This window comes from Meiothermus rufus DSM 22234, from assembly GCF_000423425.1.
Classification (GTDB): domain Bacteria; phylum Deinococcota; class Deinococci; order Deinococcales; family Thermaceae; genus Meiothermus; species Meiothermus rufus.
The window spans coordinates 1-26,414 of record NZ_AUHY01000025.1 but is presented as its reverse complement, the minus strand read 5'-3'; the positions used below and the strand labels follow the sequence as shown (position 1 = coordinate 26,414).

General features: G+C 64.7%; 22 protein-coding genes and 1 pseudogene. 15 read left to right on the top strand and 8 right to left on the bottom strand.

Annotated elements, in window-relative coordinates; genetic code table 11:
* Positions 1-13: 13 nt before the first annotated feature.
* A complete protein-coding gene (locus G552_RS0106155; RefSeq protein WP_027882236.1) occupies positions 14-1,207 on the bottom strand; it encodes an argininosuccinate synthase in 1,194 nt (397 codons plus the stop codon).
* Between the two features lie 240 nt (positions 1,208-1,447).
* On the opposite strand from G552_RS0106155, the gene G552_RS0106150 reads away from it, so the two are divergent.
* Both G552_RS0106150 and G552_RS0106145 read left to right on the top strand, forming a co-directional pair.
* Entirely contained in the window at positions 1,448-2,014 is a 567-nt protein-coding gene (locus G552_RS0106150; protein ID WP_027882235.1) for a glycerol-3-phosphate acyltransferase, read from the top strand.
* An 85-nt stretch (positions 2,015-2,099) separates the two neighbouring features.
* Complete coding sequence (locus G552_RS0106145) at positions 2,100-2,543, top strand: hypothetical protein (protein WP_027882234.1); 444 nt, start codon at positions 2,100-2,102, stop codon at positions 2,541-2,543.
* Positions 2,544-2,603: 60 nt separating this feature from the next.
* Here the strand turns inward: G552_RS0106145 and G552_RS0106140 are convergent, their stop codons facing one another.
* The 3 genes from G552_RS0106140 to G552_RS0106130 form a co-directional block, all read right to left on the bottom strand.
* Positions 2,604-2,906 carry an HU family DNA-binding protein gene (locus G552_RS0106140; RefSeq protein WP_027882233.1) on the bottom strand — a complete coding sequence of 101 codons (303 nt, stop codon included), beginning with the start codon at positions 2,904-2,906 and terminating at the stop codon, positions 2,604-2,606.
* 107 nt (positions 2,907-3,013) lie between these two features.
* Positions 3,014-3,655 (bottom strand): lysophospholipid acyltransferase family protein, encoded by a 642-nt coding sequence (locus G552_RS0106135; protein WP_027882232.1) that lies wholly within the window; start codon positions 3,653-3,655, stop codon positions 3,014-3,016.
* Positions 3,656-3,774: 119 nt separating this feature from the next.
* The gene (locus tag G552_RS0106130) at positions 3,775-5,538 is read right to left on the bottom strand and encodes a WD40 repeat domain-containing protein (RefSeq protein WP_245575132.1); all 1,764 of its coding nucleotides are present in this window, start codon (positions 5,536-5,538) and stop codon (positions 3,775-3,777) included.
* Between the two features lie 62 nt (positions 5,539-5,600).
* On the opposite strand from G552_RS0106130, the gene G552_RS0106125 reads away from it, so the two are divergent.
* The 7 genes from G552_RS0106125 to G552_RS0106095 all read left to right on the top strand — a co-directional run bounded on the left by G552_RS0106125 (position 5,601) and on the right by G552_RS0106095 (position 18,155).
* Positions 5,601-6,518, top strand: coding sequence for a biotin--[acetyl-CoA-carboxylase] ligase (locus G552_RS0106125; RefSeq protein WP_036270385.1), 918 nt, complete (start codon positions 5,601-5,603; stop codon positions 6,516-6,518).
* Between the two features lie 12 nt (positions 6,519-6,530).
* Entirely contained in the window at positions 6,531-7,133 is a 603-nt protein-coding gene (locus tag G552_RS0106120) for a biotin transporter BioY (protein ID WP_027882229.1), read from the top strand.
* Positions 7,134-7,169: 36 nt separating this feature from the next.
* Positions 7,170-10,358: a DUF499 domain-containing protein gene (locus tag G552_RS0106115; RefSeq protein ID WP_036270380.1), complete on the top strand. Its 3,189-nt coding sequence runs from the start codon at positions 7,170-7,172 to the stop codon at positions 10,356-10,358.
* Between the two features lie 3 nt (positions 10,359-10,361).
* Positions 10,362-13,622, top strand: coding sequence for a helicase-related protein (locus tag G552_RS0106110; protein ID WP_051195706.1), 3,261 nt, complete (start codon positions 10,362-10,364; stop codon positions 13,620-13,622).
* A complete protein-coding gene (gene darT / locus G552_RS0106105; protein ID WP_027882226.1) occupies positions 13,619-14,254 on the top strand; it encodes a type II toxin-antitoxin system toxin DNA ADP-ribosyl transferase DarT in 636 nt (211 codons plus the stop codon). The genes G552_RS0106110 and darT overlap by 4 nt, the downstream gene beginning before the upstream one ends.
* 13 nt (positions 14,255-14,267) lie before the next feature.
* Positions 14,268-15,317, top strand: a complete 1,050-nt coding sequence (gene darG, locus G552_RS0106100; RefSeq protein WP_027882225.1) for a type II toxin-antitoxin system antitoxin DNA ADP-ribosyl glycohydrolase DarG — start codon at positions 14,268-14,270, stop codon at positions 15,315-15,317.
* A 75-nt stretch (positions 15,318-15,392) separates the two neighbouring features.
* Positions 15,393-18,155: a DUF1156 domain-containing protein gene (locus G552_RS0106095; RefSeq protein ID WP_027882224.1), complete on the top strand. Its 2,763-nt coding sequence runs from the start codon at positions 15,393-15,395 to the stop codon at positions 18,153-18,155.
* 2 nt (positions 18,156-18,157) lie between these two features.
* Here G552_RS0106095 and G552_RS0106090 read toward each other — a convergent pair whose 3' ends face one another.
* The 3 genes from G552_RS0106090 to G552_RS14900 are packed head-to-tail and all read right to left on the bottom strand — an operon-like array spanning position 18,158 to position 19,788.
* On the bottom strand, positions 18,158-18,364 hold the full coding sequence (locus tag G552_RS0106090) for a hypothetical protein (RefSeq protein WP_027882223.1): 207 nt from the start codon (positions 18,362-18,364) through the stop codon (positions 18,158-18,160).
* Positions 18,361-18,801: a type II 3-dehydroquinate dehydratase gene (gene aroQ, locus G552_RS0106085; RefSeq protein WP_027882222.1), complete on the bottom strand. Its 441-nt coding sequence runs from the start codon at positions 18,799-18,801 to the stop codon at positions 18,361-18,363. Before aroQ ends, G552_RS0106090 begins: the two co-directional genes overlap by 4 nt.
* A 27-nt stretch (positions 18,802-18,828) precedes the next feature.
* Positions 18,829-19,788, bottom strand: coding sequence for a 4-hydroxyphenylpyruvate dioxygenase family protein (locus G552_RS14900; RefSeq protein WP_051195705.1), 960 nt, complete (start codon positions 19,786-19,788; stop codon positions 18,829-18,831).
* A gap of 148 nt (positions 19,789-19,936) precedes the next feature.
* On the opposite strand from G552_RS14900, the pseudogene G552_RS14895 reads away from it, so the two are divergent.
* The 6 genes and pseudogenes from G552_RS14895 to G552_RS0106050 form a co-directional block, all read left to right on the top strand.
* A pseudogene (locus tag G552_RS14895) lies at positions 19,937-20,716 on the top strand (substrate-binding domain-containing protein); the annotation flags it as partial.
* 25 nt (positions 20,717-20,741) lie between these two features.
* A complete protein-coding gene (locus G552_RS0106070; RefSeq protein ID WP_027882221.1) occupies positions 20,742-21,320 on the top strand; it encodes a LutC/YkgG family protein in 579 nt (192 codons plus the stop codon).
* A gap of 38 nt (positions 21,321-21,358) precedes the next feature.
* The gene (locus G552_RS0106065) at positions 21,359-22,780 is read left to right on the top strand and encodes a sigma 54-interacting transcriptional regulator (RefSeq protein WP_027882220.1); all 1,422 of its coding nucleotides are present in this window, start codon (positions 21,359-21,361) and stop codon (positions 22,778-22,780) included.
* A gap of 10 nt (positions 22,781-22,790) precedes the next feature.
* Positions 22,791-24,011, top strand: coding sequence for a vWA domain-containing protein (locus G552_RS0106060; protein WP_027882219.1), 1,221 nt, complete (start codon positions 22,791-22,793; stop codon positions 24,009-24,011).
* 34 nt (positions 24,012-24,045) lie between these two features.
* The gene (locus G552_RS0106055) at positions 24,046-24,291 is read left to right on the top strand and encodes a hypothetical protein (protein ID WP_027882218.1); all 246 of its coding nucleotides are present in this window, start codon (positions 24,046-24,048) and stop codon (positions 24,289-24,291) included.
* A 56-nt stretch (positions 24,292-24,347) separates the two neighbouring features.
* Complete coding sequence (locus tag G552_RS0106050) at positions 24,348-25,460, top strand: hypothetical protein (protein ID WP_027882217.1); 1,113 nt, start codon at positions 24,348-24,350, stop codon at positions 25,458-25,460.
* Between the two features lie 42 nt (positions 25,461-25,502).
* Here the strand turns inward: G552_RS0106050 and G552_RS0106045 are convergent, their stop codons facing one another.
* Positions 25,503-26,093, bottom strand: coding sequence for a hypothetical protein (locus G552_RS0106045; protein ID WP_027882216.1), 591 nt, complete (start codon positions 26,091-26,093; stop codon positions 25,503-25,505).
* Between the last annotated feature and the right edge of the window lie 321 nt (positions 26,094-26,414).

The window sequence follows — 26,414 nt, the reverse complement described above, 5'->3', positions numbered from 1 at the left end:
TCAACACACCCTCCTAGTCCTTGGGCTGGGCCTTGGCCCGTACCCGTAGGCGCAGCGAATTAAGCTTGATGAAGCCCTCGGCGTCGGCCTGGTTGTACCCGCCCTTCTCGTCGAAGGAAACCAGGCTCTTATCGTAGAGCGAGAGGGGCGACTTGCGCCCGGCCAGGATGATATTGCCCTTGTACAGGCGGAAGCGCACCGTCCCGCTTACGGTTTTGGCCACGTGGTCCATGTAGACCTGCAAGGCCTCCCGTTCGGGGGCAAACCAGAAGCCGTTGTAAACCAGCTCAGCGTACTTGATGCCTAGCTGGTCGCGCTGGCGCAATACCTCGCGGTCTAACGTCAGGCTCTCCACCGCCCGCCGGGCGTGGTAGATCAGGGTGCCGCCTGGGGTCTCGTAAACCCCACGCGACTTCATCCCCACGAAGCGGTTTTCCACCAGGTCTACCCGCCCGATGCCGTGCCGTCCGCCGATCTCGTTGAGCCGGGCCAGCAGACTGGCTGGGCTGAGGCGCTCGCCATTGACCGCCACCACGTCCCCGCCCTCGAGTTCTATCTCCACCAGCTCGGGTTGGTCGGGGGCCTGCCAGGGGTCCTGGGTCATGCGGAACATCCCGGCGGGTGGCTCGGCCCAGGGGTCTTCCAGCACCCCCCCTTCAAAAGAGTTGTGCAGCAGGTTGGAGTCCACGCTGTAGGGCTTTTCCAGGGTAGTGGGCACCGGGATGCCGTGCATGGCCGCATACTCCATCATCTGGGGCCGGCTGACCAGGTTCCACTCGCGCCAAGGAGCGATGACCTTAATCTCGGGCTTTAGGGCATAGGCGGTAAGCTCGAAGCGCACCTGGTCGTTGCCTTTGCCGGTAGCCCCGTGGGCAATGGCCTCGGCCCCTTCTTCCTGGGCGATGCGCACCAGGTGTTTGGCAATCAGGGGCCGGGCAATGGAGGTGCCCAACAGATAGTAGCCCTCGTAGAGCGCACCTGAGCGGAGCATGGGAAAGACAAAGTCCCGCACGAATTCCTCGCGCAAGTCCAGGACATGGGCCTTGGAAGCCCCAGTGCGTAGGGCCTTTTGTCGAATCTCCTCCAGGTCTTCCCCCTGGCCGATGTCCGCAGTAAAGGTGATGACCTCGGCTTGGTAGTTTTCGATCAGCCACCGCAAGATGATGCTGGTATCCAAACCGCCGGAGTAGGCAAGCACGATTTTCATTCATTCACCTCTGAAGGCGGGGAGAGACCCCACACAAAGCCATAGAGTACTGCCAAATCCCGGGTAACACAACCGAGAGAGGGGCTCGAGGCTGCCGTATAAGGATGCGCGAAGAGGTTAAGCCAGCCAGAGCGTCTTTTACTGTAGCAAAAAAGCTGGAAAAAGTTTAGGCCGTAGGGCGAGCCCTGTATAAATGTTCAAATCCCAACCCACCTTAGGCGGCCTGGTAGCCTTAGGGCTATGGAGTGGTTATACGCAGCGCTGGCGGGGTACTTTTTCGGCTCGCTGCCCTTTGCCTACTGGTTTGGCTTGCTGCAGGGCAAAAACCTGCTGGTCGAGGGGTCGGGCAATCTGGGTAGTACCAATGCTTGGCGGGTTTTGGGCCCGGTGCCGGGGCTAATGGTGTTGGTGTTGGACGTGGTTAAGGGAATTATGGCCGTGGCCCTGGGGGAGTTCCTAGCCCAAGACCCCAAAGGAGGCCTCCTGGCGGGGGCTCTAGCGGTGGTGGGGCACGCCTATTCGCTTTGGCTGCTGGGCCGTGGGGGCAAGGGCGTCGCTCCGGCCATAGGGGTTCTTTTTGCGGTTAATCCCTGGCTTTTGCTGGCGGGGTTGGGCTGGTTCGGGTTGGCCTACCTGCTGACCCGCAGCCTCTACCGCGCGGTGCTGTTGGGCGCCCTAGCCTTTCCCCTCTCCGCTGGGGCTATTGGGGGTGGGGCGGCCTACCTTTGGTTTGCCCTGGGCGTGGCCCTCCCCATTGTTTTCAAGCACCTGCCCGAGTGGAACCGTTCCTGGCCCAATAGACCCTGACAAAGGAATGAACTGTGTGAAGCTGAAACTGGGAGAGCCACTGGAGCCGCGGTTGCAGCAAGTGGTTTTGCGCTAAGCTAAGGACATGTACGACTGGCTTTTATCCCTGCACAACATCTTGCGCTGGCTGGTGCTTTTGGCGGGTGTCTACTTGCTTTACCGGGCCCTAAGCGGCCTGCGCAGCCGGGTTCATACCCCTGCCGATCGGCGCTTTGGCCAGATATACACCGGCCTGATGGATTTGCAACTGCTTTTGGGAATCCTGCTGATGTTCATCAGCCCGCTGGTGCAAAGTGGGCTGGGCAACCTGGAGGCGGCGATGAAAAGCAGCCAGGTTCGCTTCTTTATTGCCGAGCACTGGGTGCTCATGCTGCTTGCCGTGGTCTTGGCCCATGTGGGCAGCAGCCGGGTTAGAAAATCCGCCGACGCTTTGCAAAAGCATCGTCAGACCCTGCTTTGGTACGGCCTAAGCATGGCTTTGGTGTTGCTGGCTATCCCCTGGTGGCGGCCTTTGTTGCGGCTCGGTTAGCCTATGCCAAAAGGACAATAGAGGAGGCCTAGGCCTCCTCTAAAGGAAGGGATTGTCCGTTTACTTCTTGACGGCTTCCTTCAGGGCTTTGCCGGGTTTGAAGGCAGGGTACTTGGAAGCGGGAATCTTAATTTTCTGTGTGGTGCCAGGCTTAACCCCGGTGCGGGCTTTGCGGCTGCGCACCTCAAAGGTGCCGAAGCCGGTGAGCTGCACCTTGCTGCCGGCCTTGAGGGCCTCTTCCACCTTGGCCAGGAAGGCGTCCACGGCAGCCTTGGCGTCTTTTTTCTTCAGGCTGGTCGAGGCGGCCACTTGGTCAATCAGGTCGGCTTTGGTCTTGGTTTTCTTAGCAGTCGCTCTTGCCATGTACTTACCTCCTTTATTTTCCCTTCAGGACGGAGTGTAACACACCCCATATCTAAATTGCAAGCACCAGAGCAGTACGGAAGCCTCTTCTGCTCAAGACAGAAAGGCTAAATGGTGGGCTTTCTGTGGTATTCAGGTGGTAGAAGTGCGGTTACAGCAGCCTCGAGCTGACGAGTGACCTCCTCTAGGGTTTGGTGGTCGGTCTTTCCTGGAGGTAGTTCGATAGGGTCGCCAAAGACAACCCGGATGGGCCGGCGCAGACGGGGCCAGCCGCCTACCGGCCAGGCCTTGTCGCTGCCGATGATGGCTGCCGGGACAATCCGCGCTCCGGTGCGCAAGGCGATGGCTGCAGTGCCAATCTTAAAGGGCTCGATATGGCCGGTGCGGCTGCGCCGTCCCTCGGGGAAGATGCCGAAGGCCATGCCGCTTTTCAAAACCCGGATAGCCGCCTTGATGGCGGCTAGGTCGCCGGTGCCCCGCGCGACCGGAATTGCGTACAACCGTGGCAACAGCCAATGCAGGATAGGGTACTTAAACACGTCGTCGCGTGACATGTAGCTCACCACCCGCGGGCAGGCTACTCCCATGACCACCGGGTCTAAAAAGGACATGTGGTTGGAGGCTAGGATAACCGGCCCCTCCAGGGGAATTTTTTCCGCTCCTTCTACCCGCAGGCCAAACAACGCCTGCAGGAGGACTCGAGCCATCGCCTTTGCTACTGTGTAGACGCCTAGGCCATACGCGTACATCGCCCCTATCATAAGCAAAGCCTTTTGCGCGTCATTGCCGGGTGGCGCTCTGCTGAGGGATAAAGGCCCTTTTTCGCCCAACGCCTCGCCGTAGGGCCGAAAGAAATGGGCAGGGCCGACTACTGTTGGAGGATGGTCAAGGTTCCTCCCTGGCGCAGGGTGCCCCCACCCACCACCAAAACCCCTTTCCCCGCCGGCCAGGCCACCGCGTACAGCGGGCGAACGAAGCCGGGAACGGTTTGTAGAAGCTCTCCCTGCACATTCCACAGCCGCAGGGTTTTGTCCCAGCCCACGCTAGCCAGCCGCCGGCCATCGGGGGAGAAGGCCAGGGCCAAAACCGCCTCGGTGTGCCCGGACAGGGTTCGCAGCAGGGTTCCGCTTTGGGCCTCCCAGAGCTTTAGGGTCTGGTCGAAGCTGGCGCTGGCCAGCAGGCGCCCGTCGGGGCTTTGGGCCAGGCTCGAGACCCCTCGGGCGTGGGCCACCGCCCGGCGCACCAGCCGTACCCCTTCGGGGCGCAGGGCCCACCAGGCCAGGGTTTCGTCCAGGCTGCTGCTCACCAGGGTGCGGCCATCGGGGTTCCAGGCCAGGCCGGTGAGGTGGGCCTCGTGGGCGCGGAACTCGAGCACCTTGCGCCCGCTTTGCCAGTCCCAGACCCGCAGCAGCCGGTCGCGCCCGCCGCTGGCCAAAGCCCGTCCGTTGGGGGCGAAGGCCAGGGCCCCTACCCCGTTGCCGTGGGCCTCCAGGGTCTGCACCCGCCTTTGGCTTGGCACCTGGTAAATGAAGGTGCGCCCCTCGCGGCTGCCCACCGCCAGGTACTGCCCGTCCGGGCTAAAGGCTAGGGCGGTGACCTCCAGCCCGGGCCCCGCTAGCCGGGCCACCACCCGCCCCTGGGCGTTCCACAGCCAGACCTCCCCCTCCCAGCCCCCGCTGGCCAGCAGGCTGCCGTCGGGGCTGTGGGCCAGGGCCGCCACCGAGGCGGCGGGGGGCTCGAGGGTCCTTAGAAGCTGGCCCGAGCTGCTCCACAGCCGGGCTCGCCCATCGTCGTGCCCGCTCAGAAGCCGGTCTTTGGCGCTGGCCAGGCTCAGTACCGAGGCCGTCTGAAGGCTTTGCAGGGGCCTATCCCCTTGCCAAAAGACTATCCGGCCATCCTGCCCCCCGCTGATGAGCCGGCCCCCCGCTGACCAGACCAGCGCCCCCACCGCCAGGCTATGGGCCGTGAACTGTTGCAGGAAGCGGCCCTGGGCGTCCCAGAGCTGAATCTGTCCCTCGCGGTCGCCGGTGGCCAGCCGCCCGTCCGGGCCCCAGGCCAAGGCCCTTAGGGAAAGCGGTGCCAGCAGGGGAAGGCGGCTGCCCTCGCGGGGGTTCCACAAGAGCGCCCCCTCGAGCCCGCCCACAGCCGCCAGGCGGCCATCGGGGGAGAAGGCCACCCCATAGACCCAGCCACGCCCCAGGTTCAGTTTCTGCACCGCTTCGCTGCGGCTCCACAGCCACACCTCCCCATCGGCGCTGCCGCTCAGCAGGCGCTGGCCATCCGGGCTGAAGCGGGCCGCCCAGACCTGGTCGCGCGGGCCCCGCAAGACCCTTTGGCTGGCCCCCCTCTGGGGGTTCCACAGCCGCAGGGTGGCGTCGGCCGAGGCGCTCAGCAGGGTGCCGTCGGGGGCGAAGTCCAGGCTACGGACGGTATCGCTATGGCCGCTCAGGGTGCGCAGCCAGCGGCCATCGGCCTGGTAGAGCTGGATGTAGGCATCGGCCCCTAAGGCCAGCATGCCCTGGGGGCCCAGGGCCACCGCCCCCACCGGGGCCCGGTGCCCCGAGCGTACCTCCAGGCCCCCCTGGGCCAGCGCCAGGGCCAGGCCTATGAGCAAAGCCATCCACCGCTGCACCCTTTTAGCTTAGCCGGTCGGCGGGGTTGCTTGGTCAACCCGAAACCGGTATTTTGGTTGACGTGTTCGAGCTGCTGGCCCACCTGGGCGACCGCTACCAGAGCGGCGAAGCCCTGGCCCGGCAGCTCGGCATCAGCCGGGCTGCGGTGTGGAAGCAGGTCGAGACCCTGCGTCGGGCCGGATACCCGGTAGAGACTCAGAAGGGCAAGGGCTACCGGCTGCGGCCCGGCACCCCTACCCCCGCGGCCCTGGAAGCCCGGCGCAGGGGCCGTTTTGGGGCTTTTTATGCCTATTTGGGCACGGTGAAGAGCACCCAGGACGTGCTCAAGAACTGGGCCCTGGATGGCGCCGAGGAGGGCGCGGTGGTGCTGGCCGAGCGCCAGGAGAAAGGCCGGGGGCGGCGGGGGCGGCCCTGGGCCAGCCCGCCCGGCTCTGCCCTGACCTTCTCCCTCCTGCTGCGCCCCCGGCTGGCCCTCTCGAGCCTGCCCTTGCTCTCTTTGGCGGCGGGGCTGGCCCTCTGGGAGGCCTGCGGGGTGGGGGGGCTCAAGTGGCCTAACGACCTGTTAAGCCCCGATGGGCGCAAGCTGGCCGGGGTGCTGCTGGAGGCCCAGGTGAGCGGGGAAGAGGTGGCCTATGTGCTGTTGGGCATCGGCCTCAACGTTCACCCCAGCCCCCACCTGCCGCCCGAGGCAGCCGCTCTGGAAGAGTTCAGGGAGGCCAGCCGGGTCGAGCTTTTAGCCGACCTGCTGGCCCGGCTGGAGGCCCGCTACACCCAGCTTTCGGGCGACCTCGAGGGGGTGTTGCGCGACTATCGGGCCCAGAGCTACACCCTGGGGCGGCTGGTACGGGTGACCACCCCAGAAGGGGAGGTGCAAGGCCAGGCTCAGGGCATCGCCCCCGACGGCTCGCTGCTTTTGGAAAGCGAGGGCCGGCTCCATCGCATTGGGGCCGGGGATGTCCACCTGATCGGAAGTCTGTAAAGGAGGTTTTGTATGAACCCAACCCAGAGTCTACCGTATCTACCTTTGTCCAAGTCGCTCTTTCCCGTGCGCAGCCTGATGCGCGATCTGCTGCTGGTGCTTTCGGGTAGCCTATTCATCGCTCTCTTGGCCCAGCCGGAGATCAAGCTGCCCTTCACGCCCGTACCCCTTACCCTGCAAACCCTGGGGGTACTGCTGGTCGGCGCTGCCCTGGGCAGCCGGCTGGGCTTTTGGGCGGCGGGGGTGTATTTGCTCGAGGGCCTGGTTTTGCCGGTTTTCGCCGGGGGGGCCACCTGGTTCCACCCCCGCATCGCCTTCACCGCTGGCTACCTCCTGGCCTTCCCCCTGGCGGCCTTTGCGGTGGGCTATCTGGTCGAGCGCTACGGTACCGACCGCAGCGTGCTCAAGACCTTTGCGGCCATGCTGCTGGCCAGCCTGCTTATCTATGCGGTGGGGGTTACCTGGCTGGGCTTTGCCCTGAGCGGGGCCGGGCGCTACAGCGGGGTCTGGGGGGTGTTGCAGGCCGGAATGCTCCCCTTCCTGCTGGGCGACCTGATCAAAGCGGCCATTGCGGCCATACTCCTGCCTAGCGCCTGGCGCTTGCTTCGGCGCTGAACACCGGCCAGGGGGCCATGGCCTTAAGATGGTCCCATGAAGGCCGAAAGCTACCTAAGCACCGCCCTGCGGCTGTATGCCGAGGCGGTGCGTGCTTATTTTGTGGCCGAGTTGCAGCGGGTGTATGGCCAGGGCCAAGCTTGGGTAGAAGCCTACCTGGCTGCGCTAAGCGAGGCCCGGCGAGCCCAGGCCCTGGAGGACCTGAAGCGCGGCAAGACGGCAGAGGATGTTTTCGATATCAACCACGTCAAGGACGTTCTGCTAGGCCAGCGAGAAGTGTTCCGCGAGGCGTTTGGCCGCAACTTTAACCGCGCGGTCACCTGGGCTGACGAGATCAGCGAGGTGCGCAACGCCTGGGCCCATCAGAAACACCTCCCCGAAGAGGATGTAAGCCGTGCCCTGGACAACATCGTGCGCTTTTTGCGCCAGATCGGTGCGGAAGAGGTGGCCAAAGAGGTGCGCCAGCTTATGGAGCGCACCTTACCCAGTGCGCCCAAGGGCAGCCTACCCCCCTGGTGGCAGCTGGCCGAGCCGGATGAGGCCATTCGCCGGGGCGAGTTCGACGAGAACACCTTCGCGGCCAAGCTCGACGACGTGGTGTTTGGCAGAGCGCCAGCCGAGTACCGCTACGCCGAGGCGTTTTTCAAGAAGACCTACCTTACCAAGGAACTCGCCTCCATCCTCAAGGACACGCTGCGGCGGCTGGCCGGCATGGGTGGGGAGGCGGTGGTCCAACTGCGCACCCCCTTCGGCGGGGGTAAGACCCATGCCTTGATTGCCCTGTACCATCTGGTCAAGGCCTATGCCGAACTCACCGACCTGCCGGAGATCAAGGCCCTGCTGCAAGAGGCTGGGGTCGGCAGCATGCCAAGGGCGCGGGTAGCGGTGCTGGTGGGCACCGATCTTTCCGCCCAAGGACGCATGGTGGATGGCCTGCGCATCCAAACCCTGTGGGGTGAGCTGGCCTACCAGCTAGGCGATAAGGCCGGTTACGAAAGGCTGCGTGCTGCAGACGAGGCCATGACCCCGCCCGGCAAGCAGGCCCTGGATGAACTCCTGCGAGCGTACAGCCCGGTTCTCATCCTGATTGACGAGCTTTTGGTCTACCAGGTCAAGGCGGCCTCGGTTTCCATCGGCAATACCAGCCTGCAGGCCCAGACCTTCGCCTTCCTGCAGGAACTCACCGAGGTGGTGGGCAGCCTGCGTAACGTCGCTTTGGTCACCACCTTCCCTGAGTCGCACCTCGAGTACTACGACCACAAGGAGGCTCCAGAGGTCTTTGCCCGTCTAGAGAAGATCTTCGGCCGGGTGCAGGCCGTGCGCATGCCGGTGCAGGGGGAGGAAATCTACGAGGTGCTGCGGCGCCGCCTGTTCGAGCGCATCGACGGCGAGGGGGCCAAGCAGGTGGTGGCCGCCTACATGAAGGCCTACGAGGAGCTGAAGAACGAGCTGCCCAGCGAGGTGCGCAGCGGCGAGTACGGGCGCAAGATGCTGGCGGCCTTTCCCTTTCACCCCGAGCTGGTGCGCGTGCTCTACGAGCGCTGGGGCACCCTACAGACCTTCCAGAAGACCCGCGGCGTGCTGCGCCTTCTGGCCCGGCTGGTGGAAGCGGGGTATCTTTCGGCCTCGGCCCGCCCCCTGATCGGGCTGGGCGACGCCGCCTTGGAGTCCGCCGACCTGAGGGCCACGGTCACCAGCGTGTTGGGCGAGGCTCACTGGGAGCCGGTGCTGGCCTCGGACATTATCCCCCCAGAGGGCAAGGCCTACCTGCTGGATCGCGAGCTGGGCGGAGATTACGCGCGCTTCCGCTTGGCGCAGTCGCTGGCCACAGCGGTATTCTTTTACTCCCACTCTGGCGGTGCGGAACGCGGGGCCTCCCGCCCCCAGCTCAACCTGGCGTTGGTCTACCCCGAAGGCATTTCTCCCCTGCTCATAGGTGACGCGCTGGACAACCTCAAAAAGCGGCTGTACTACCTGTACATCAACGGGGGCTGGGCCTTCAAGGCTCAACCCAACCTCAATGCGGTGCTGGCCGACCGGATGGCCCAGGTCAAGCCAGAGGCGGTGGAGGAACTGCTCCGGCAACAGGTGGAAAAAGCCGCGGGGCCGGGGGTGTTCCGGGTCTACATCTGGCCCAGCAACCACCGCGAGGTGCCCGATAACCCCGCCCTCAAGCTGGTGCTTTTGGGGCCGGAAGCCCCCAACGACCACAAGGAGGCCCTCGAGCGGGCCTACCACATCGTGCAGGACAACCATGCCTCTGGGCCCCGTATCTACAAGAACACCACCCTCTTTTTGGCCCTTTCCCGGGCAGCCTACCTGCGGGCCCAGGAGGCTGCCTGCAAGCTGCTGGCCTTGGAGGAGATCAAAGCCGACCGGGGGCTGGTTTTGTCCGAGGAGCAGCGGCAGGATTTGGAGCGCCTTTTGAAGGAGGCGCGGGAAGCTTTGCCGGTGCTGGTCAAGGCCAGCTACACGGGGATGCTCGAGCCCAAAGATGCCAAAGGAGCCTACCACTACTACGACCTCACCGCCTATGCCAAAACCCAGCCCAGCCTGCAGGCCGCGGTCATGGAGGTGCTGCGGGCGGAGGACCGGCTGATAGCCGCCCTCGACCCGGCCTATCTGGTGCAGGGCCCCTGGGGTCTGTGGCCCCGGGACGAACCCTATCTTTCTTTGAAGGATCTGCGGGAGTACTTCTTGCGCCTGCCCCACCTGCCCTTCCTCGAGCGGGAGGAAGCCTTGAAGGAGGCTGTTGTGCAGGGCATCCGCATCCGCCTGTTTGAGCTAGGGGTGCGCTCAGGCGAGGGCTTTAGCCAGGTCTGGCACGCCGGGAAGGTTCCCCGGGCCGAGGAGCTTTTTTTCACCGAAGCTTATGTGCTGGCCCGTCTAGGTAGCCTACCTCGTCCTGATGCGCCGGTTGAGGTAGGGAAGACACCGCTGCCAGAGGAGGGGAGGGAGGTCAAGCCCGAGCCTGACTCCCAGCCGGTAAACGGCAAAAAACCCCTAAAGACCCGGGTCGCCGTGACCATCCCCCAGCTCGAGCTGGCCCGCATCCCGGCCCTGGTGGACCTGGTCAAGGCCCTGCGCGATGCCAAGGGCACGGTGCGCCTGCGGGTCGAGGTAGAGGCGGTGAACCCGGCGGGGCTGGATGAGGCCGTGCTGCGTACCTCGGCCCGGGAGATTCTCGACCAGCACAATATCGAGGCGGACTGGCAGGAGGAGTAGCCGGTGGGGTGGGAAGCCCTGGTAGACCGGGTGGTAGAGGCCCCCTTCTGGCCCGAGCCGGTGCGCATCCTGCGGGTTACGCCCGCCGGGGGGCGCTACGCGGTGGTGGCGGAGGGGCTCTTGAGCCGCCAGACCCATCACCGCCTTCTGGCCGAGGCCGAGGTAGCCACCCTGCTGCCTGAAGAGCGGCCCTTCGCCGGGGATGGCGAGGTGTTTGCCCTGGGCCTCGAGGCCCGGCGTATCCAGCTGGGCTACCTCTTCGACCCCTTTTTCGCGGTCTCGGCCAGCCGCATCGACCCCCTGCCGCACCAGCTCGAGGCCGTCTATGGGGTGCTGTTGAAGAAGCCCCGGGTGCGCTTTTTGCTGGCCGACGACCCTGGGGCCGGGAAGACCATCATGGCGGGGCTCTTCCTCAAGGAGCTCAAGTACCGGGGGGTGCTCTCGCGCATCCTCATCGTCACGCCGGCCAACCTCACCGACCAGTGGCGGCGGGAGCTGAAGGAGAAGTTTGGCGAGAGCTTCGAGGTCATGAACCGCGACGCCGCTACCGCCCTTTACCAGGACAACCCCTGGGAGAAGCGCCCCCAGCTCATCGCCAGCCTCGACTTCGCCAAACGGGAGGAGAACCTGAGCCTCCTGGAGCGGGTGCAGTGGGACCTGGTGATTGTGGACGAGGCCCACAAGCTATCGGCCACCCGCTATGGGGCCGAGGTCAAGAAGTCGCAGCGCTACCGCCTGGGCGAGGTGCTGGCCCAAAGCAGCACCCACCTCTTGTTCCTCACGGCCACCCCCCACCAGGGCGACGACGAAAAGTTCCGGCTGCTGCTCGACCTGTTGGAACCCGACCTCTTCGCCAACACGGCTTTGCTGCAAGAGGCGGCCCAGAAAAACGAGAACCCCATCCTGCTGCGCCGCCTCAAAGAGGACATGACCGACTTCGAGGGCCGGCCCCTCTTTCCCCCGCGCTATGTCCACACGCTATCCTTCAGGCTTTCGCCCAGCGAGCAGGCTTTGTACGTAAAGGTTAGCGAGTATGTGGCCCGGCACTTCAAGCGGGCCTGGGACGAGCGGCAGCGCAACGTGGGGCTGGCCATGACGGTGCTCCAGCGACGCCTGGCCAGCAGCACCTACGCCATTGCCCAGAGCCTGGAGAACCGTTACCGGCGGCTGGATTCGCTGCGGCAGCAGGTGGCCGCGCTGCAGGAGAACCCTTACGGCGAGTACACCGAGGAAGACCTGGAGGAGCTGACCGAGGATCAGCGTTGGCAGGTGGAAAATGCCCTGGCCGAGCGGCTGACCCTGGCCCGCAACCTGCCCGAACTCGAGGCCGAGCTGGGCGAGCTCGAGGCCCTCTCCAAGGAAGCCCGCACCCTGGCCCGCCTGGAGGACGACCGCAAGCTGCGGGAGCTTTTGGGGGTGTTGCAGAACATCGGTGCGGAAAAGCTCCTCATCTTCACCGAGCACAAGGACACCCTGCGCTTCCTGGTGGAGGTGCTGCGGAAGCGGGGCTATGCCGTGACCTCCATCGACGGCTCGATGACCCTGGAGGAGCGGGTCCTGCGCGAGCGGGAGTTCCGCGACAGCGCCCAGGTGATGGTGGCCACCGAGGCCGCCGGCGAGGGCATCAACCTGCAGTTCTGCGCGGTGATGGTCAACTACGACCTGCCCTGGAACCCCACCCGCCTCGAGCAGCGCATGGGCCGCATCCACCGCTACGGGCAGCGCTACGACGTGCACATCTACAACCTGGTGGCCGAGGGCACCCGCGAGGGCGAGGTGCTGAAGGTGGTGCTGGACAAGCTGGAGCGCATGCGCCAGGAGATGGGCTCCGACCGGGTCTACGACGTGGTGGGCGAGCTGCTCTCCGACGTCAACCTCGAGGCCCTGATCCTCGAGCACCTCACCGGTCGCAAGACCCTGGCGGAAATCCGCGCGGTGGTCGAGGCCCGCCTCTCCCCCGAGCGGGTAGCCTTCATCCGCGAGGTCACCCTGGAGGCTTTAGCCAAGCGCGAGCTAGACCTGTCGCGCCTGCGGGAGGAGCGGGCCCGCTCGGAAGAGCACCGCTTGCAGCCGGAGTACACCCAGCGCTTCTTCGTGCGGGCCCTGGGGCGCTTGGGCGGGAGCGTGGAGCGGCGTAGCGATGGGCTTTACCGGGTTACCCTGCCCTACGAGCTTTTCCGCAAGCGCCCTGGCCTGCTGGCCCGCGAGTACGGCAGGGCCACCTTCGACCCCAAAGCCCGCCAGGAAGCCGAGCTCATCGCGCCGGGGCACCCCCTTTTCGATCTGGTGCTGGAGGAGACCCTGGCCCAGGCCACGCCCGTGCTGCGCCAAGGGGCGGTCTACTGGAGCGACCAGGGCTTGGAGGGGGTGCTGGGTTACCTCGAGCTGAGCGTGGTGGACGGGCTGGGGCAGACCGTGGCCCGCCGGCTGTATGCCGCCATTGCCCAGGCGGAGGTTCGGCCCGTACCGCCGGAGCTGGTGGTGGACCTCGAGCCTGCCCCAGCGGGCCAGGCCCTGCCTGCCGAGGGGGCAGCAGCCGAGGAAAAGCTTTTGGCCTGGGCTTACGCCGAGGTTTTAGATGGGTTTTTCCAGGAGGTAGCGCGTGAGCGGCAGCACGAGGTGGCTATTCGCCGTAAGTATGCCCGCCGCAGCCTGGAGTTTTTGCTGGAGGAGTCGGTGCGGAAGCTCACCCAGTACAAGCTCAAGGAGGGCGAGGCCATGCGCCTGGCTATCCTGCAAGAAGAGCGCCGCCTCAAGGAGCTGGAGGAGCGGCTAAAAGCCCTCGAGGAAGAACTCCAGCGGGCGGCGACCCTCCATCCCGAACCCGCGCGGGTGCTGACGCTGGCCTATTTGCGCCCGCGCCCTTTGGGCCTTCCCAACGAGGAAGACCCCGCGCTGCGCCAGGCGGTGGAAGAAGCGGCCATGCGGGTGAGCCTGGCCTATGAGCAGGCCCAGGGGCGCGAGGCTCTGGACGTGAGCCAGCAAAACCTGGGCTACGACATCCGCTCGAGCGGGCGCTACATCGAGGTTAAGGGCCGGGCCGGGGTGGGGCCGGTGGTGCTGACCCCCAACGAGTGGATTTCCGCCCGGCGCCTGGGCCATCAGTACTGGCTCTACATCGTGACCGAGGCCCTCACCCAGCCACGGCTGTACCTCATCCAAAACCCTGCGGCCAAGCTGACCCCTGGCGAAGAGGTGAGCGTGGTGCGCTATGTGCTGCCCTTGGAGGAATGGCAAAAGCACGCTGAAACTGCGGCAAAATGAAGCTACCCGTGCTTATCTACCACATCACCCACATAGAAAACCTTAGAGGCATCCTGGAAGAAGGCTGCCTCTGGGCGAAAAACCACTTGCCGAGGCTATGTACCAGCATAGCCTACGAACATATTCAGGAGGAGCGAGCCCAGCGAACGGTGCCGGTAGGCCCTGGAGGGGTTCTGCACGACTACGTGCCTTTTTACTTTTGTCCCCGTTCGCCCATGCTCTATGCCCTACATAACCCCCTGGAAGGGCAGATGCCCTATAGGGGAGGTCAAAGACCTATCCTGCACATTGTCTCGAGCGTCGAACGGGTCGAGCAGGCTGGCCTACCTTTTGTTTTCACAGACCGGCATGCCAAGAAAAAATACGCGGATTTCTTCACCCATAAAACCGACTTTGCTCGGCTGGACTGGCAGGCTATCCGAGCCCGGAGTTGGTTCGACACGCCCGAAGAGCCCTTCCGCAAGGAAAAGAAGCAGGCCGAGTTCCTGGTTCACCGCTATTTTCCCTGGGAACTGGTTGAGGGCATCGGGGTCTTGGATTCGGGTATGGCGAGAGAAGTTCGACAAATCCTTGAAGATTTTCCCAGGGAGATTTGGCGGAAAGTCTGGGTTAAGCGGGGTTGGTATTATTGAGCCGTGAGGGGCGATGATCCAGTACAAGCAGGGTGACCTCTTGCAGGCTCCAGTAGAGGCCCTGGTCAACACGGTCAACACCGTGGGGGTGATGGGCAAGGGGGTGGCTTTGCAATTCAAGCGGGCCTACCCAGAGAACTACCGGGCCTACGAGGCGGCCTGCCGTAAGGGCGAGGTGCAGATAGGTCGTATTTTTGTGTTTGACCGAGGTCCGCTGGCTTATCCCCGCTACATCTTCAACTTTCCTACCAAAAAGCATTGGCGGCAGCCTTCCCGCCTCGAGTACGTCCAGGAAGGCCTGCGCGACCTGGTGCACCAGGTTAGGTCGCTAGGGGTGCGCTCGCTGGCCCTACCGCCTTTGGGCGTGGGCAACGGCGGCCTGGACTGGGCTGTGGTGCGGCCCCTGATTGAGGAGGCTTTTGCTGGCTTGCCGGAGGTGGAGGTTTGGGTCTATCAACCCCAGCCTGCTTTTCAGGCCAACCTGGCTAAGCCCTCGAGCAAACCCCACCTCACCCCAGCCAGGGCCGCATTGCTGAAGCTGTTTGCACTCTACAGTGCTTTTGGTGAACCGGTGGGTAGGTTAGAGGCTCAAAAGCTGGCCTACTTCCTTCAGGAATCGCCTTTACCCCTGAAGCTAAATTTCGTCAAGCAGAAGTATGGCCCCTATGCGGAGAACCTCAACCCGGTATTGCAGCGCCTCGAGGGCCACTACCTGCGGGGATATGGCGACCGTAACACCTCCTCGGCTATACAACTGGCTCCTGGAGCCCTGGACGAGGCAGTAGCCTTTTTGGCCGATTACCCGGAATTCGACGAGGCAGTGGGCCGTGTCGCCGAGCTAATCGAGGGCTTTGAATCGCCCTATGGTCTAGAGTTGCTGGCTACGGTGCACTGGGCTTTTACCCGCGAAGAAGCCCGGGACTGGCCCTCGCTGCTGAGGGTGGTTCGCGCCTGGAGCCCCCGCAAAGAGCGCTTTCCCGAAGCCCACCTGCGGGTGGCGGCAGAGCACCTGGCCCAGAGGGGCTGGCTCCCTCAGCCTGTAGCCGATTCAGCACAGTCGTAGCTGGCCGTATCCAAACTCTGAAAGCTGAGTTCTTAACTCTGAATTCAGAGTTTTTGTCGAGATGGGGAGTTCACTATGCAGCAGAAACGCCGCCTTATCGAGCACCGCCTACCCCTCGAGGAAATCTCCCAGGCCTCGAGCCGGGAGAAGTCCATCCGCCACGGGCACATCTCCACCCTGCACATCTGGTGGGCCAGGCGGCCTTTGGCCGCCAGCCGGGCTGCGGTCTTCGCTACGCTGGTGCCCGACACCGAGGAAAACCACGAGCTGGTGAAGCAGATTGTGCCCTGGGAGGCCGTGAAGGACGGCAACAACGCGGCCGTCCTCGAGGCCCGCCGCCGGGTCCTGGAGGCGGGCGGGGGCAAGCCGCCCAAGGTGCTCGACCCCTTCGCCGGGGGCGGGGCTATGCCGCTGGAGGCCCTGCGCCTGGGTTGCGAGGTCTACGCCCTCGACCTCAACCCGGTGGCCCACCTCATCCAGCGGGCCACCCTGGAGTACCCCCAGAAGTACGGCCAGCCCAATAGCCGCCCAGTGCCCGAGTACATCCGGGCCAGGGACGCCCCCAGGGGCAAGGGCCGCCAGGCGCTGGATTTTGGCGGGGCCAAGCCGGTAGGCCCAATGGGGGAGTGGACCAGCAGTTACCAGCAAAACCCCCTGAGCGCCGAGGTGCGCTACTGGGGCGAGTGGGTGCTGGAGCGGGCCAAGGCCGAGCTTGCCCAGTTTTACCCGCCCGACCCCGACGGCAAAACCCCGGTGGCCTACCTGTGGGCCCGCACCGTGACCTGCACCAACCCCGCCTGCCGTGCCGAGGTGCCCCTGGTGCGCCAGTGGTGGCTGGCCAAGAAGGACAAAAAGCGCATTGCCCTGAGGCCCAAGGTAGACGCCGAGGCCAAGACCGTTTCGTTTGAGGTGGTGGAGGTGGGCAGGGGCGAGGAGTGGCCCGATAAGGGAACCATCGAGCGGGGAAACGCCACCTGCTTGGTCTGCAGCACGGCCATTCCGGTGGAGAACGTTCGTGACGAGGCCAAGCAAGGAAGCTGGGGCGAGCGCTTGTTGGCGGTGGTTCTCTCAACGGGCGGGGAGGGCAAAGCCTACCGGCCTGCCAACGAAGCGGATAGAGCTGTGTTCGAGCAAGCTAAAAAGAGACTTGCCGAGCTTGAAGCTGGTCACAGTGGTGAAATGAGCCTTGTCCCAGACGAGCCCTTACCACCCAAGGGTACACTGGGGTTTCGGGTAAACCTCTACGGGATTGAGACCTGGGGCCAGCTTTTCAACTCCCGCCAGGCCCTGGCCCTGGTCACCTTTGCCAAGTGGGTGCGCGAGGCCCACGCCGAGATGCTGAAGGTGGGGATGGATGAGGAGTGGGCTCGAGGGGTGGCGACGTATTTGGCTATTATTCATGACCGGCTAGCGGATAAAAGTGCTACTTTGGTTTTTTGGCATCATATCGCTGAGTTTGTGGATCATGTTTTTGCTAGACAAGCATTGCCCATGGTTTGGCAATATGCAGAGGCAAACGCACTTAGCTCGATTGGTTGGGTAGGTAGTACAGAATGGGTTACACGAGCGATAGAGCATGAGAGTAGGGTGTCTAGTAGCTCCACTGCAGTCCTGCGCGGCACCGCTACCCGCCTCCCCTTTGAAGACAACTTCTTCGACGCCATCATCACCGACCCCCCCTACTACGACGCCGTGCCCTACGCCGACCTTTCGGATTTCTTCTATGTCTGGCTCCGGCGCACCATCGGCCACCTCTACCCCGAGCACTTCCGCACCCCCCTTACGCCCAAGCGCGAGGAGGCGGTGCAGAACCCGGTGCGCCACGGGGGCGACAACCAGCGGGCCAAGCAGTTCTTCGAGGAGATGATGGGCCAGGCCTTCCGGGAGATGCACCGGGTGCTCAAGCCCCATGGCAAGGCCACCATCGTCTTTGCCCACAAGAGCACCGAGGCCTGGGAGACCCTGATTGGGGCGCTCGTTCGGGCGGGGTTCCAGGTGGAGGCCTCCTGGCCCCTGCATACCGAGATGCCGACCCGGCTTCGGGCCAGGGACTCGGCGGCGCTGGCCTCTTCCACCTTCCTCAATTGCACCAAGCGCGAGGGGGGGAGCACGGGCTTTTTCGCCGAGGTGCGCCGCGAGATGCAAGAGGCCATCCGCCCGCAGCTTGAAGAGTTCTGGGAGGCGGGGATTCGCGGGGCCGATTTCTTCATGTCGGCCATTGGGCCGGGGCTTTCGGCCTACAGCCGCTACGACGTGGTCAAGCGGGCCGACGGGCGCGAGGTGGGGGTGGGCGAGTTTTTAGACGAGGTGCGCAAGATCGTGCTGGAGTTTGCCCTGGAGCGGGTGCTGGGCACCAAGGCCATGGGCGGGGTGGACGGGCCCACCCAGTTTGCCCTGCTGGCCATCTGGGCCTACGGCACCGAGCTGCCCTCCGATGAGGCCCGCAAGCTAGCCCAGAGCGCCGGGGTGGAGCTGGCCGAGCTGGGCTCGCTGGCGCAGGAGAAGGGCGAGAAGACCTTTATCCGGCTCTCCCGCGAGCGGGCCAAGGACAAGCACCTGGGCCTGCCTGCTAACGCCGCGGACGATGCCCCAGCGGGACTGCGTGCCGCCGTGCCCATGATAGATGCCCTGCACCGCACCCTGCTCCTGATGCGCGAGGGCAAGCAGGCCATTGCCGACTATTTGGGCGAGGTGGGCTACCTCGAGCAGGAAGCCTTCTGGCAGGTGGCCCAGGCCCTGGCCGAGGTGCTGGAGGAGACCGAGGAGGGCCGAGGGCTGCACGAGCTGCTCTCGGTGCGGGCCGGGCTGCCCCGGCCCGTGGCCCAGCGGCTGTTGTAGGGCTAGGTTTCCGGGGGGTCTTGGCGGTTTTTGCCAGCCGCCCAGCAGATGACCCAGGGCATGAGTAGCCCGTAGGCCGCCCCGGCCAGCACCCCCCAGGGTAGGCCCCGCAGGACGGCCTGAAAGAAGCCAGCGTCAATCTGGGCTATAGTGCTGAAAACCCAGACGATGGCGGCGGCCATCGCGGCTTCCTGCCAGTGCACCTTCATGGCTGGGCCTCGAGCAGGTCGGCCAGGTAGACCAGGGCTAGCTTGTAGGAAAGGGCCCCAAAGCCCGAGACCAGCCCCCTGGCGGCAGCCGCCGTGACCGAGTGGCGGCGGAACTCCTCGCGGGCGTGGATGTTGGAAAGGTGCACCTCCACCACCGGCAAGGGCTGGGCCCGGATGGCATCGAGCAGGGCGATGGAGTAATGAGTAAGGGCCCCGGGGTTGAGCACAATGGCCCGGAAGCCCTCGCTTTCGGCCTGGTGAATCCACTCCACCAACTGCCCCTCGAAGTTGGACTGGCGGCAGGCCACCCCCAGGCCCAGCTCGGCCCCCCAGGTCTCGCAGAGTTCTTCCAGCTCCTCGAGGGTGGTCTGGCCGTAGACCGCCGGTTCGCGCAGGCCCAGGCGGTTCAGGTTAGGGCCGTTGAGAATCAGGATCATTTGCCTCATGTTACCCCAACCCCTGCCCTATGAGGCCCGGTGGAGCCAGCGGGCCTGGGCCGCTAACCGGATGGGGGCGTTGGCCTCGCCGTAGCCGCGGTAGCCCCCTTGCCGCTCGACCACCTCGAAGAAAAACAGCCCCTCCTCGGTGGGTAGGTAGGCCTGGAAGAACTGGCCCTGGTTTGCGTCGTAGAGTAGGGCGTGGGCCTGAAGCCGCTGGGCAAACTCGGGGGCTAAGCCCCAGCGGGCCTCGAGGTCTAGGTAGTAGTTTTCGGGAATCTCCAGCAGAGGGGCTTCACGGGCCTTCAGATAGGCTACCGTGGCGAGGATGTCGCGGCTTTGCAGGGCCAGGTGCTGCACCCCGCCCCCGTAGTGCTCCAGCAGGAAACGCGAGGCCAGGCTACCCCCGCTCTGGGGGATGTTGAGCACCAGGCGCAGGCTGCCCTCGGGGTTCTCCAGGGCCTGGCTCTGGATGTAGCCGCTGGGGTCGGGAATCTCCACTGTGGGGGTGCTGTGGAGCTTTAGCACCGCTCGGTAGAAGAGCAGCCGGGCCAGAAGCTGGCCGGTGGGCAGCACCCAGGCCAGGTGGTCGAAGCCCTCGAGGTGGGCCGGGCTGGGGGCAGACCGCCAGGGGGCCTGGCCCGGCTCGAGGAGGTAAAGCAGGCTTCCCTCGGGCCCCTCCAGGGCGGGCCAGGGGTGGTCGCCCTGCAGTAGGGCGTAGCCCAGGGCCTTAGCCCGCTCCAGCACCGGGCCGGCCTGGGCTACCTCGAGGCCCAACGCACAGACCGAGGGCCCCCGCCGCTCCCAGTAGTCGTGGGCGAAGCCCTGAGGGGCGCTGTTGAGCAGGATGGCCGCCTGGCCCTGCTGCCAGACCTCTACCTCAGGGCCCAGCGGGGTGGGGGAAAACCCCATGCGATCCAGGGTTTTTGCCATTGCAGGCCGGTCTTCCTGGCCCAGGGCGAACTCCACAAAGGCCAGCCGCTTCACCGAGACCCCAGGGGCCTGAGGGGCTTCCAGGTAGAGCAGCGAGCGGTAGCCATCCTGGGCGACCTCCTGGGCTGGGGCATAGCGGAAGTGGTCGTTGAAAACCTCGAGGGAGAGGAACCCCTGGTAGCCGGTCTGGGCCAGCCCCTATTTTGCCGAGTTGGCTCGAGCAGCAGCTGATATGGCTGGGCGTCTGGGGTACGATTTGGGGCTTTTCACAACTTCGCGCAGCCCTGAACGAGAGCGTGAGCGGGTAGGCTCACTACTGGGCGGACTAGTGGATGGGCTGATCTTGGTAGGTCCTAGCAGCTCGAGGCAATTCCTGCGGGCTCTTGAACAGGTTCCCGCACCCATTGTGCTTATCAACTACTTTGGTCCTCCCACACACCTTCCGGTGATCCGTGCCGACAACTACCACGCTACCACCGACTTGTTACGTCACCTGCTGGCCTTAGGCCATCGCCGGATTGCCCATATCTCCGGCGCCCCCCACTCGGGCCAGGGGGCCGAGCGTCTGCGGGCTTACCGTGAGGTCATGCAAGCTGCAGGTTTGTGGAACGAGCGCTGGGTGGTGCCAGGAGGGTTCACACAGGAAGGGGGGTTACAGGCGGCTCGACAGCTATTAACCCAAGACCCACCGCCCACGGCTATTTTTGCTGGTAACGACCTCTCGGCACTGGGGGTTTATGAGGCTGCACGAGAGCGGGGTTTGGAAATTCCCAACCAGCTTTCAGTGGTGGGCTTTGATGATATTCCCATTGCTGCCCACCTCCAACCCCCCTTAACCACGGTGGCTCAGCCAGTACAAGCTATGGCCAGGATGGCGGTGGAGCTTTTAGTCCGGGGTTTGGGCGGCCAGCGCCTGGCAGAAGAGGTGCAGGAGTTCCCCAGTCAACTGGTTTTGCGGGCTTCCACGGCAGCTCCGCTGTAATAGAGAACTGCGATATACTTGCCCCATGCGCGAACGCATCCTGGCCCGCCTCCGCCGGGCCCTGGAGCACCGCCCAGCCCCGGCCCTACCCGAGCCGCTGGCCCTACCTTCTTTAGCGCTCGAGGAAGCCCTGGCCCTCTTCGGCCAGCGCCTGCGGGAGAACGGGGGGGAGTTGGTGCACCTAGAAAACCTCGAGGCCGCCCGTACCTGGCTGGCCCAGTTTGTTCAGCCCTTTAGCGGGGTGGCTTTGGGGGCTGGCCTGCCCCCGGCCCTGCACCCCGAGCTGCCGGTGCAGCCCCCGGAGGAAGCCCCCCTGGGCCTCTCCTGGGCCTTGGGTGCGGTGGCCGAGACCGGCACGGTGCTCTTGAGTAGCCAGGAGGGCCGCCGCGTCCAGCTTCTGCCGCCGTCGCACCTGGTGTTTGTGCTGCAGGAGAAGATTTACCCCACCCTCTTTGAGGCGTTGAACGCCCTTAGGCCCCAGCTCCCCGCGGCTATTGGCCTGCACTCCGGCCCGAGCAAGTCCGCCGACATCGGCCAGATTATGGTCAGGGGGGTGCACGGCCCTGGGCGGCTGGTGGTGGCCGTTCTGGAGAACCCGGTCTGATTTACACATTCCTACGCGGGTCGGGCTAGACTTGAAGAATGCGCAAGGCCCAGACCCTCGGTGAGCTCAGGCGTACATATCCCTTGGAGAAGCTGCGTCGCAGCGTCAAGGATGAAGCGCGGCAGAACCTTATCGCTAAGCTGCGGCGAGGTGAGCGGCTTTTTCCTGGCATACAAGGCTACGACGAGACGGTAATTCCCAGCTTGATCAACGCCATCCTGGCCCGGCACAACTTTATTTTGCTGGGCTTGCGGGGCCAGGCCAAAAGCCGCATTCTACGCCAGCTCACCGAGCTTTTGGACGAAGAAATACCCGCCCTACCCACCGAGATTCGCGATAATCCGCTGTTTCCCCTTTCCGCAGAGGCCAAGCGCCTGCTCGCGGAGGCCGGCGACGATGCCCCCATCGTCTGGATTCCCCGCAGTGAGCGCTACGTGGAAAAACTGGCCACCCCCGACACCACCGTGGCCGACATCCTGGGCGACATCGACCCCATCAAAGCGGCTAAGCGGGGCACCGGGCTTTCCGACCTCGAGGCTGTCCACTATGGCCTGTTGCCCCGGGCCAACCGGGGTATCTTTGCCGTCAACGAGGTGGCCGACTTAGCCCCTAAAGTGCAGGTGGCCTTGTTCAACATTCTGCAGGAAGGCGACGTGCAGATTCGGGGCTACCCGGTGCGCCTCGAGCTCGATGTATGGATTGCCTTTACCGCCAACCCCCAGGACTACACTGCCCGCGGAAAGATCGTTACCCCCCTCAAAGACCGCATTGGCTCAGAGATACGCACCCACTACCCGCACAGCCTCGAGGAAGGTCTGGCCATCACCCAGCAAGAGGCCTGGATTGCCCGTGAGGAGGGCATCTACGTGCCGGCCTACGTGGCCGAGGCCGCGGAGGCGGTGGCCTTTGTGGCCCGGGAAGACAAGCGGGTGGATAAGACCTCGGGGGTCTCGCAGCGGCTTTCCATCAGCCTTTTGGAGTTGGTGGTTTCCAATGCCGAGCGTCGGGCCTTGCGCCTGGGCGAGCGCCCGGTGGCCCGCCCCCGCGACCTCTACGCCGCTTTACCGGCCATCACCGGCAAGATCGAGCTGGAGTACGAAGGGGAGCTCCAAGGGGCTGAGCGGGTGGCCAAAGACCTGTTGCTCAAAGCCTTCGGCATGGCCTTTGCTGAGCGGGCCCGGAGCCTCCCCACCGACGAGGTGGTGCAGTACTTCGCTGAGGGCAACCTCCTCACCCTGCCCGAGGATAGCGCCCGCAAGCTGCTGGCAGAGATGGAGAAGGTGCCGGGTCTGCTGGCGGCAGCCCGCAAGCTGGAGCCCCAGGGGACCCCAGAGGCCATAGTGGCGGCTGGGGAGTTCATCCTCGAGGGCTTAGCCGGCCGACGCAAGATTGCCCGGGGCGAGGAGAGCTATAGCGCTCCTTTGGAGCGTGAACGGGAGCGCTGGGGCAGCGGGAACTGAAGGGGTGGCTATGCGCGTGCGGTACTCCAAATACAAGCCTGGCTTCGACGACCTGAGCGGAGCCGAGCTGATGGAGATGATCCAGGACTTCCTGATGGACTCGGGCTTTTCCGACCCCTACAACCGCTACCAGCCCGACCCCAGCCGCACCCCCACCGCCGAGGACCTCTACGATGCCTTGCTGCAAGCCCTCTTAGAGCAGGGCCGCATTCCCGAGGAATGGCTGCGCGAGGCCCGCTTCGCCAACCGCAAGGAGGAGACCCGGCTATACCAGGAGATTCAAAAGCTCATTCAGCGGCTGCAAGAGGAGGGGTTTATCCGCCTAGGCGGCCCCGACCCCACCCAGCCCGCCGGTCCAGGAAGCCAAGGGGAGGCCCAGGAGGTGCGCCTCGAGCTCACGCAGAAGTCGGTGGATTTTCTGGGCCTCAAAAGTCTGCGGGCCTTGCTGGGTTCTTTGGGCAAGAACGCCCCCGGCGCCCACCCTACCCGTCACTACGCCTCTGGGGTAGAGTCCAGCGGCGAGACCAAGCCCTACGAGTTTGGCGACCAGCCCAACCTCAACCTGGCCGAGACCCTGAAGCGGGTGGTGACCAAGGGGCTGGAGAACCTCGAGGCCTCCGACCTGGTCATCGAGCTGGCCGAGTATGCCGCGGCTATGAACACCGTGGTGCTGCTGGACTGCTCCCATTCGATGATCCTATACGGTGAGGATCGTTTCACCCCGGCTAAGCGAGTAGCCTTGGGCCTGGCCCACCTCATCCGCACCCAGTATCCCGGCGACCAGGTGCGCTTCGGCATCTTCCACGACAGCGCTGAGGAAGTGCCCTTGGGCCGCTTGCCCATGGTGCAGGTAGGCCCTTACCATACCAACACCGCCGAAGGCCTCCGGTTGGCCCGTAAGATGCTCAAGAAGATGAGCGGGGAGATGAAACAGATCATCATGATTACCGATGGCAAGCCCTCCGCGCTCACCCTGCCTTCGGGCCAGATTTACAAGAACGCCTGGGGCCTCGATCCGGTGATTCTGGCTGAAACCCTCAAGGAGGCCACCCTAGCCCGCAAGGAGGGCATCCCCATCCACACCTTCATGCTGGCCCGTGAGCCGGAACTGCTGGCCTTTGTCAAGAAAATCACCCAGATCACCAAGGGCAAGGCCTATCTGACCACCCCGGCCAACATTGGGCGCTATGTGCTGATGGACTTCCTGAACCGTAAGGTAAGCCGGAACTAAACGGGGCCATAGGTTCTGGGCTAGACTGGTTTTTGTGAAGCGGCTTCGGTCCATAGGCATTGCCGCCTACCTGGCTTTCCTCCTCGAGCGCATCGCTCAGGCGGTGCCGTTTCGCCCCTGCCTGATGGTCCACCCGGCCCAGGTTCGCCCCTGCCAGGGGATGGTGTTGAAGCTGAGCCTCGAGGTTCCCTACCACCCTGCACGCAGTGCTCGAGGGTATGTGCTGATTCCCAAGGATGGCTATTTTCACCAAAGCGAAGAGCTTTTGCAGCGGCTCTAATGGCAAGGTGGGCCACACCCCAACCGCCCGGCCCCGGTATCGGCTACCCTAGAACCATGCACCGCGCATGGGCCCGTAGGCGTGCTTGGCGGGTACGGCTGGGGTTGGCGGCTGGCCTGGCCTTGGTTCTGCTGCCCCTGGCCTGGGGGGTGCACCCCGCCTGGGCTTTGCTCTCAGGCCTGGCTCTGCTCTACCCCAGCCGCTGGGAGGAAGAGCGGGCCTTGGCCGAGCTGGACCGGCGGTATGGCCTGGCCTACCGTAGTGCCCTCGAGGCCCCCCCCGACCACCCTTGGCGAAACCAGCTACAAGCCGAGGCCGAGACCAGCCTGCGCACAGCCCGGCTCCCCCCCTGGCCCTGGGCGCTGGTGGCGTTGTACCTCCTTTCCCTTGGGCTGGTGTGGCTGCTGCCGGGAGCCCAGCCGGTTGTGGCCCAACCCGAGGCCCCAACGCAGACCAGCCCGCCTTCTTCGCCAGCGGCTACCCCGCCCTTTTCCGCCCCGGACGAGGTATCCCCTACGGCTGAGGGTTCCTCGGGCGAGGGCCAGGAGGCTGCTGAAGGGGAGCAGAATGAGGTAGGGGCTTCCCCCGCTGAGGAACAGCCGGCCCAGACTTCCCAGGCTCAGGCAGAGCAAAACCCGTTTTCGGGGAACGCCGGTGCTGAGCCAGTTCCCGAGCAGAACCAGTCTACGGGTGAGGCCTCACCCGGGCCGGGCCAGCTCCAGCCGCCATCCTCTCCGCAAGGCCAGCCCGGCGGGGAAGCCTCACCCACACCCAGTCTGTCCCAGCCCGCACCGGGACGCGAAGGCCAGCCCATGCCTAGTCCCTCCTCGAGGCCAGCCCAGCCCCAGGCCGAGCAGGGGTCTTCCCAGGGTAGCTCGCCTGGGGAGCAGCCCGCTGGAGGTTCGCCGGGGGATAGGCCCACCGGAAGCCCCCAAGGCCAGGCCCCATCCGCTAGCAACCTGCCCTCTAACCTTCCTTCACCCGCGGGCGAAGCCCCCGTCCGTGGGGGAGAGGCCGGGCAGGGAAGGCCCCAGCCCCTGCCCAGCCCCTGGGCCGCCGGCCAGCCCCCCCAGAACGTGCAGCGCCAGGCGGAAAAGTACCTTCAAAGCGAGCCTCTGCCCCCCGAGGTGCGCCGTATTTTGCGGCGCTACTTTGAGCTGCCGCCTTAGCCCCCACCCCAGCCTTCCAGCGGGGTGGGGCTACGCTAAGGGCTAGAACTTCAAAACGCCCGTGCCGCCGCCCCAGGTGAGGGTCAGGGTGCAGCCTGCCAGGTCGGGGGTGCTGGTGGTGTTGATCGTGGCCTGGAGCACCGCGGTGTTGCTGCCGCCGGTCTGGATGATCTGCAGGACCTGGCCCACGTTCAGGTTCAGGCTGCCCGCACTCAGGTTGCTCACACTGTAGTTCCCGCCCCCGATTGCACTGAGGGTGAACTCCACGTTGTTGGCGGTGGCGCTGGTACTGCGGGGGCCGCTAGCGGGGTTATCCGAGACGGTCAGGGTGACGTCCATTTTCACCTGGACGGAGGAGGGTAGGGGCGAGGGGCAGCCCGTGCCGCCGAGGGTCCCCCCCTGGATGGCCAGGTTGTAGGTGAAACCGGTGGGGTTGAGGGGCAGGTTGAGGTTGGTTAGATCCTCGAAGGTGGCGGTTGCGCTGGCCGTGCCGGTGGCCGCGCTGGAAGGGCCCAGGGTAAAGGTGGTCTGCTCCCCTGCCAGGCCGAAGGGGTTGTCGATGGGCGGGCTGCTAATCAGGCCACAGGCTGCAAGCAACAAAACCAAAAAGCTTGGAACTCCGAATCGCTTCACAAAACCCTCCTTTCTGCTTCTCGGGTTTGACAGTTGACGGCCCTTCTCGGTGCCACGCCGCCCCAGGAACCCGCATGAATCAAGGGGTTTCCATGGGGCGGCGGTTCTTTGGGGTCAAAAGTGTAGTGCCACGTTTTTCAGATAAGATCTTGAAGGCGAATAGTTTTGATGCTACGTTAGTTGTGCCATGTTCATCCGCCAGAAGGCCTTCAAGAACAAAGACGGCTCCACCCGCACCTACCTCCAGCTCGTCGAGAGCGTGCGCCAGGGCGGCCGCGTCCGCCAGCGGGTGGTCGCTACCCTGGGCCGGCTGGAGGATCT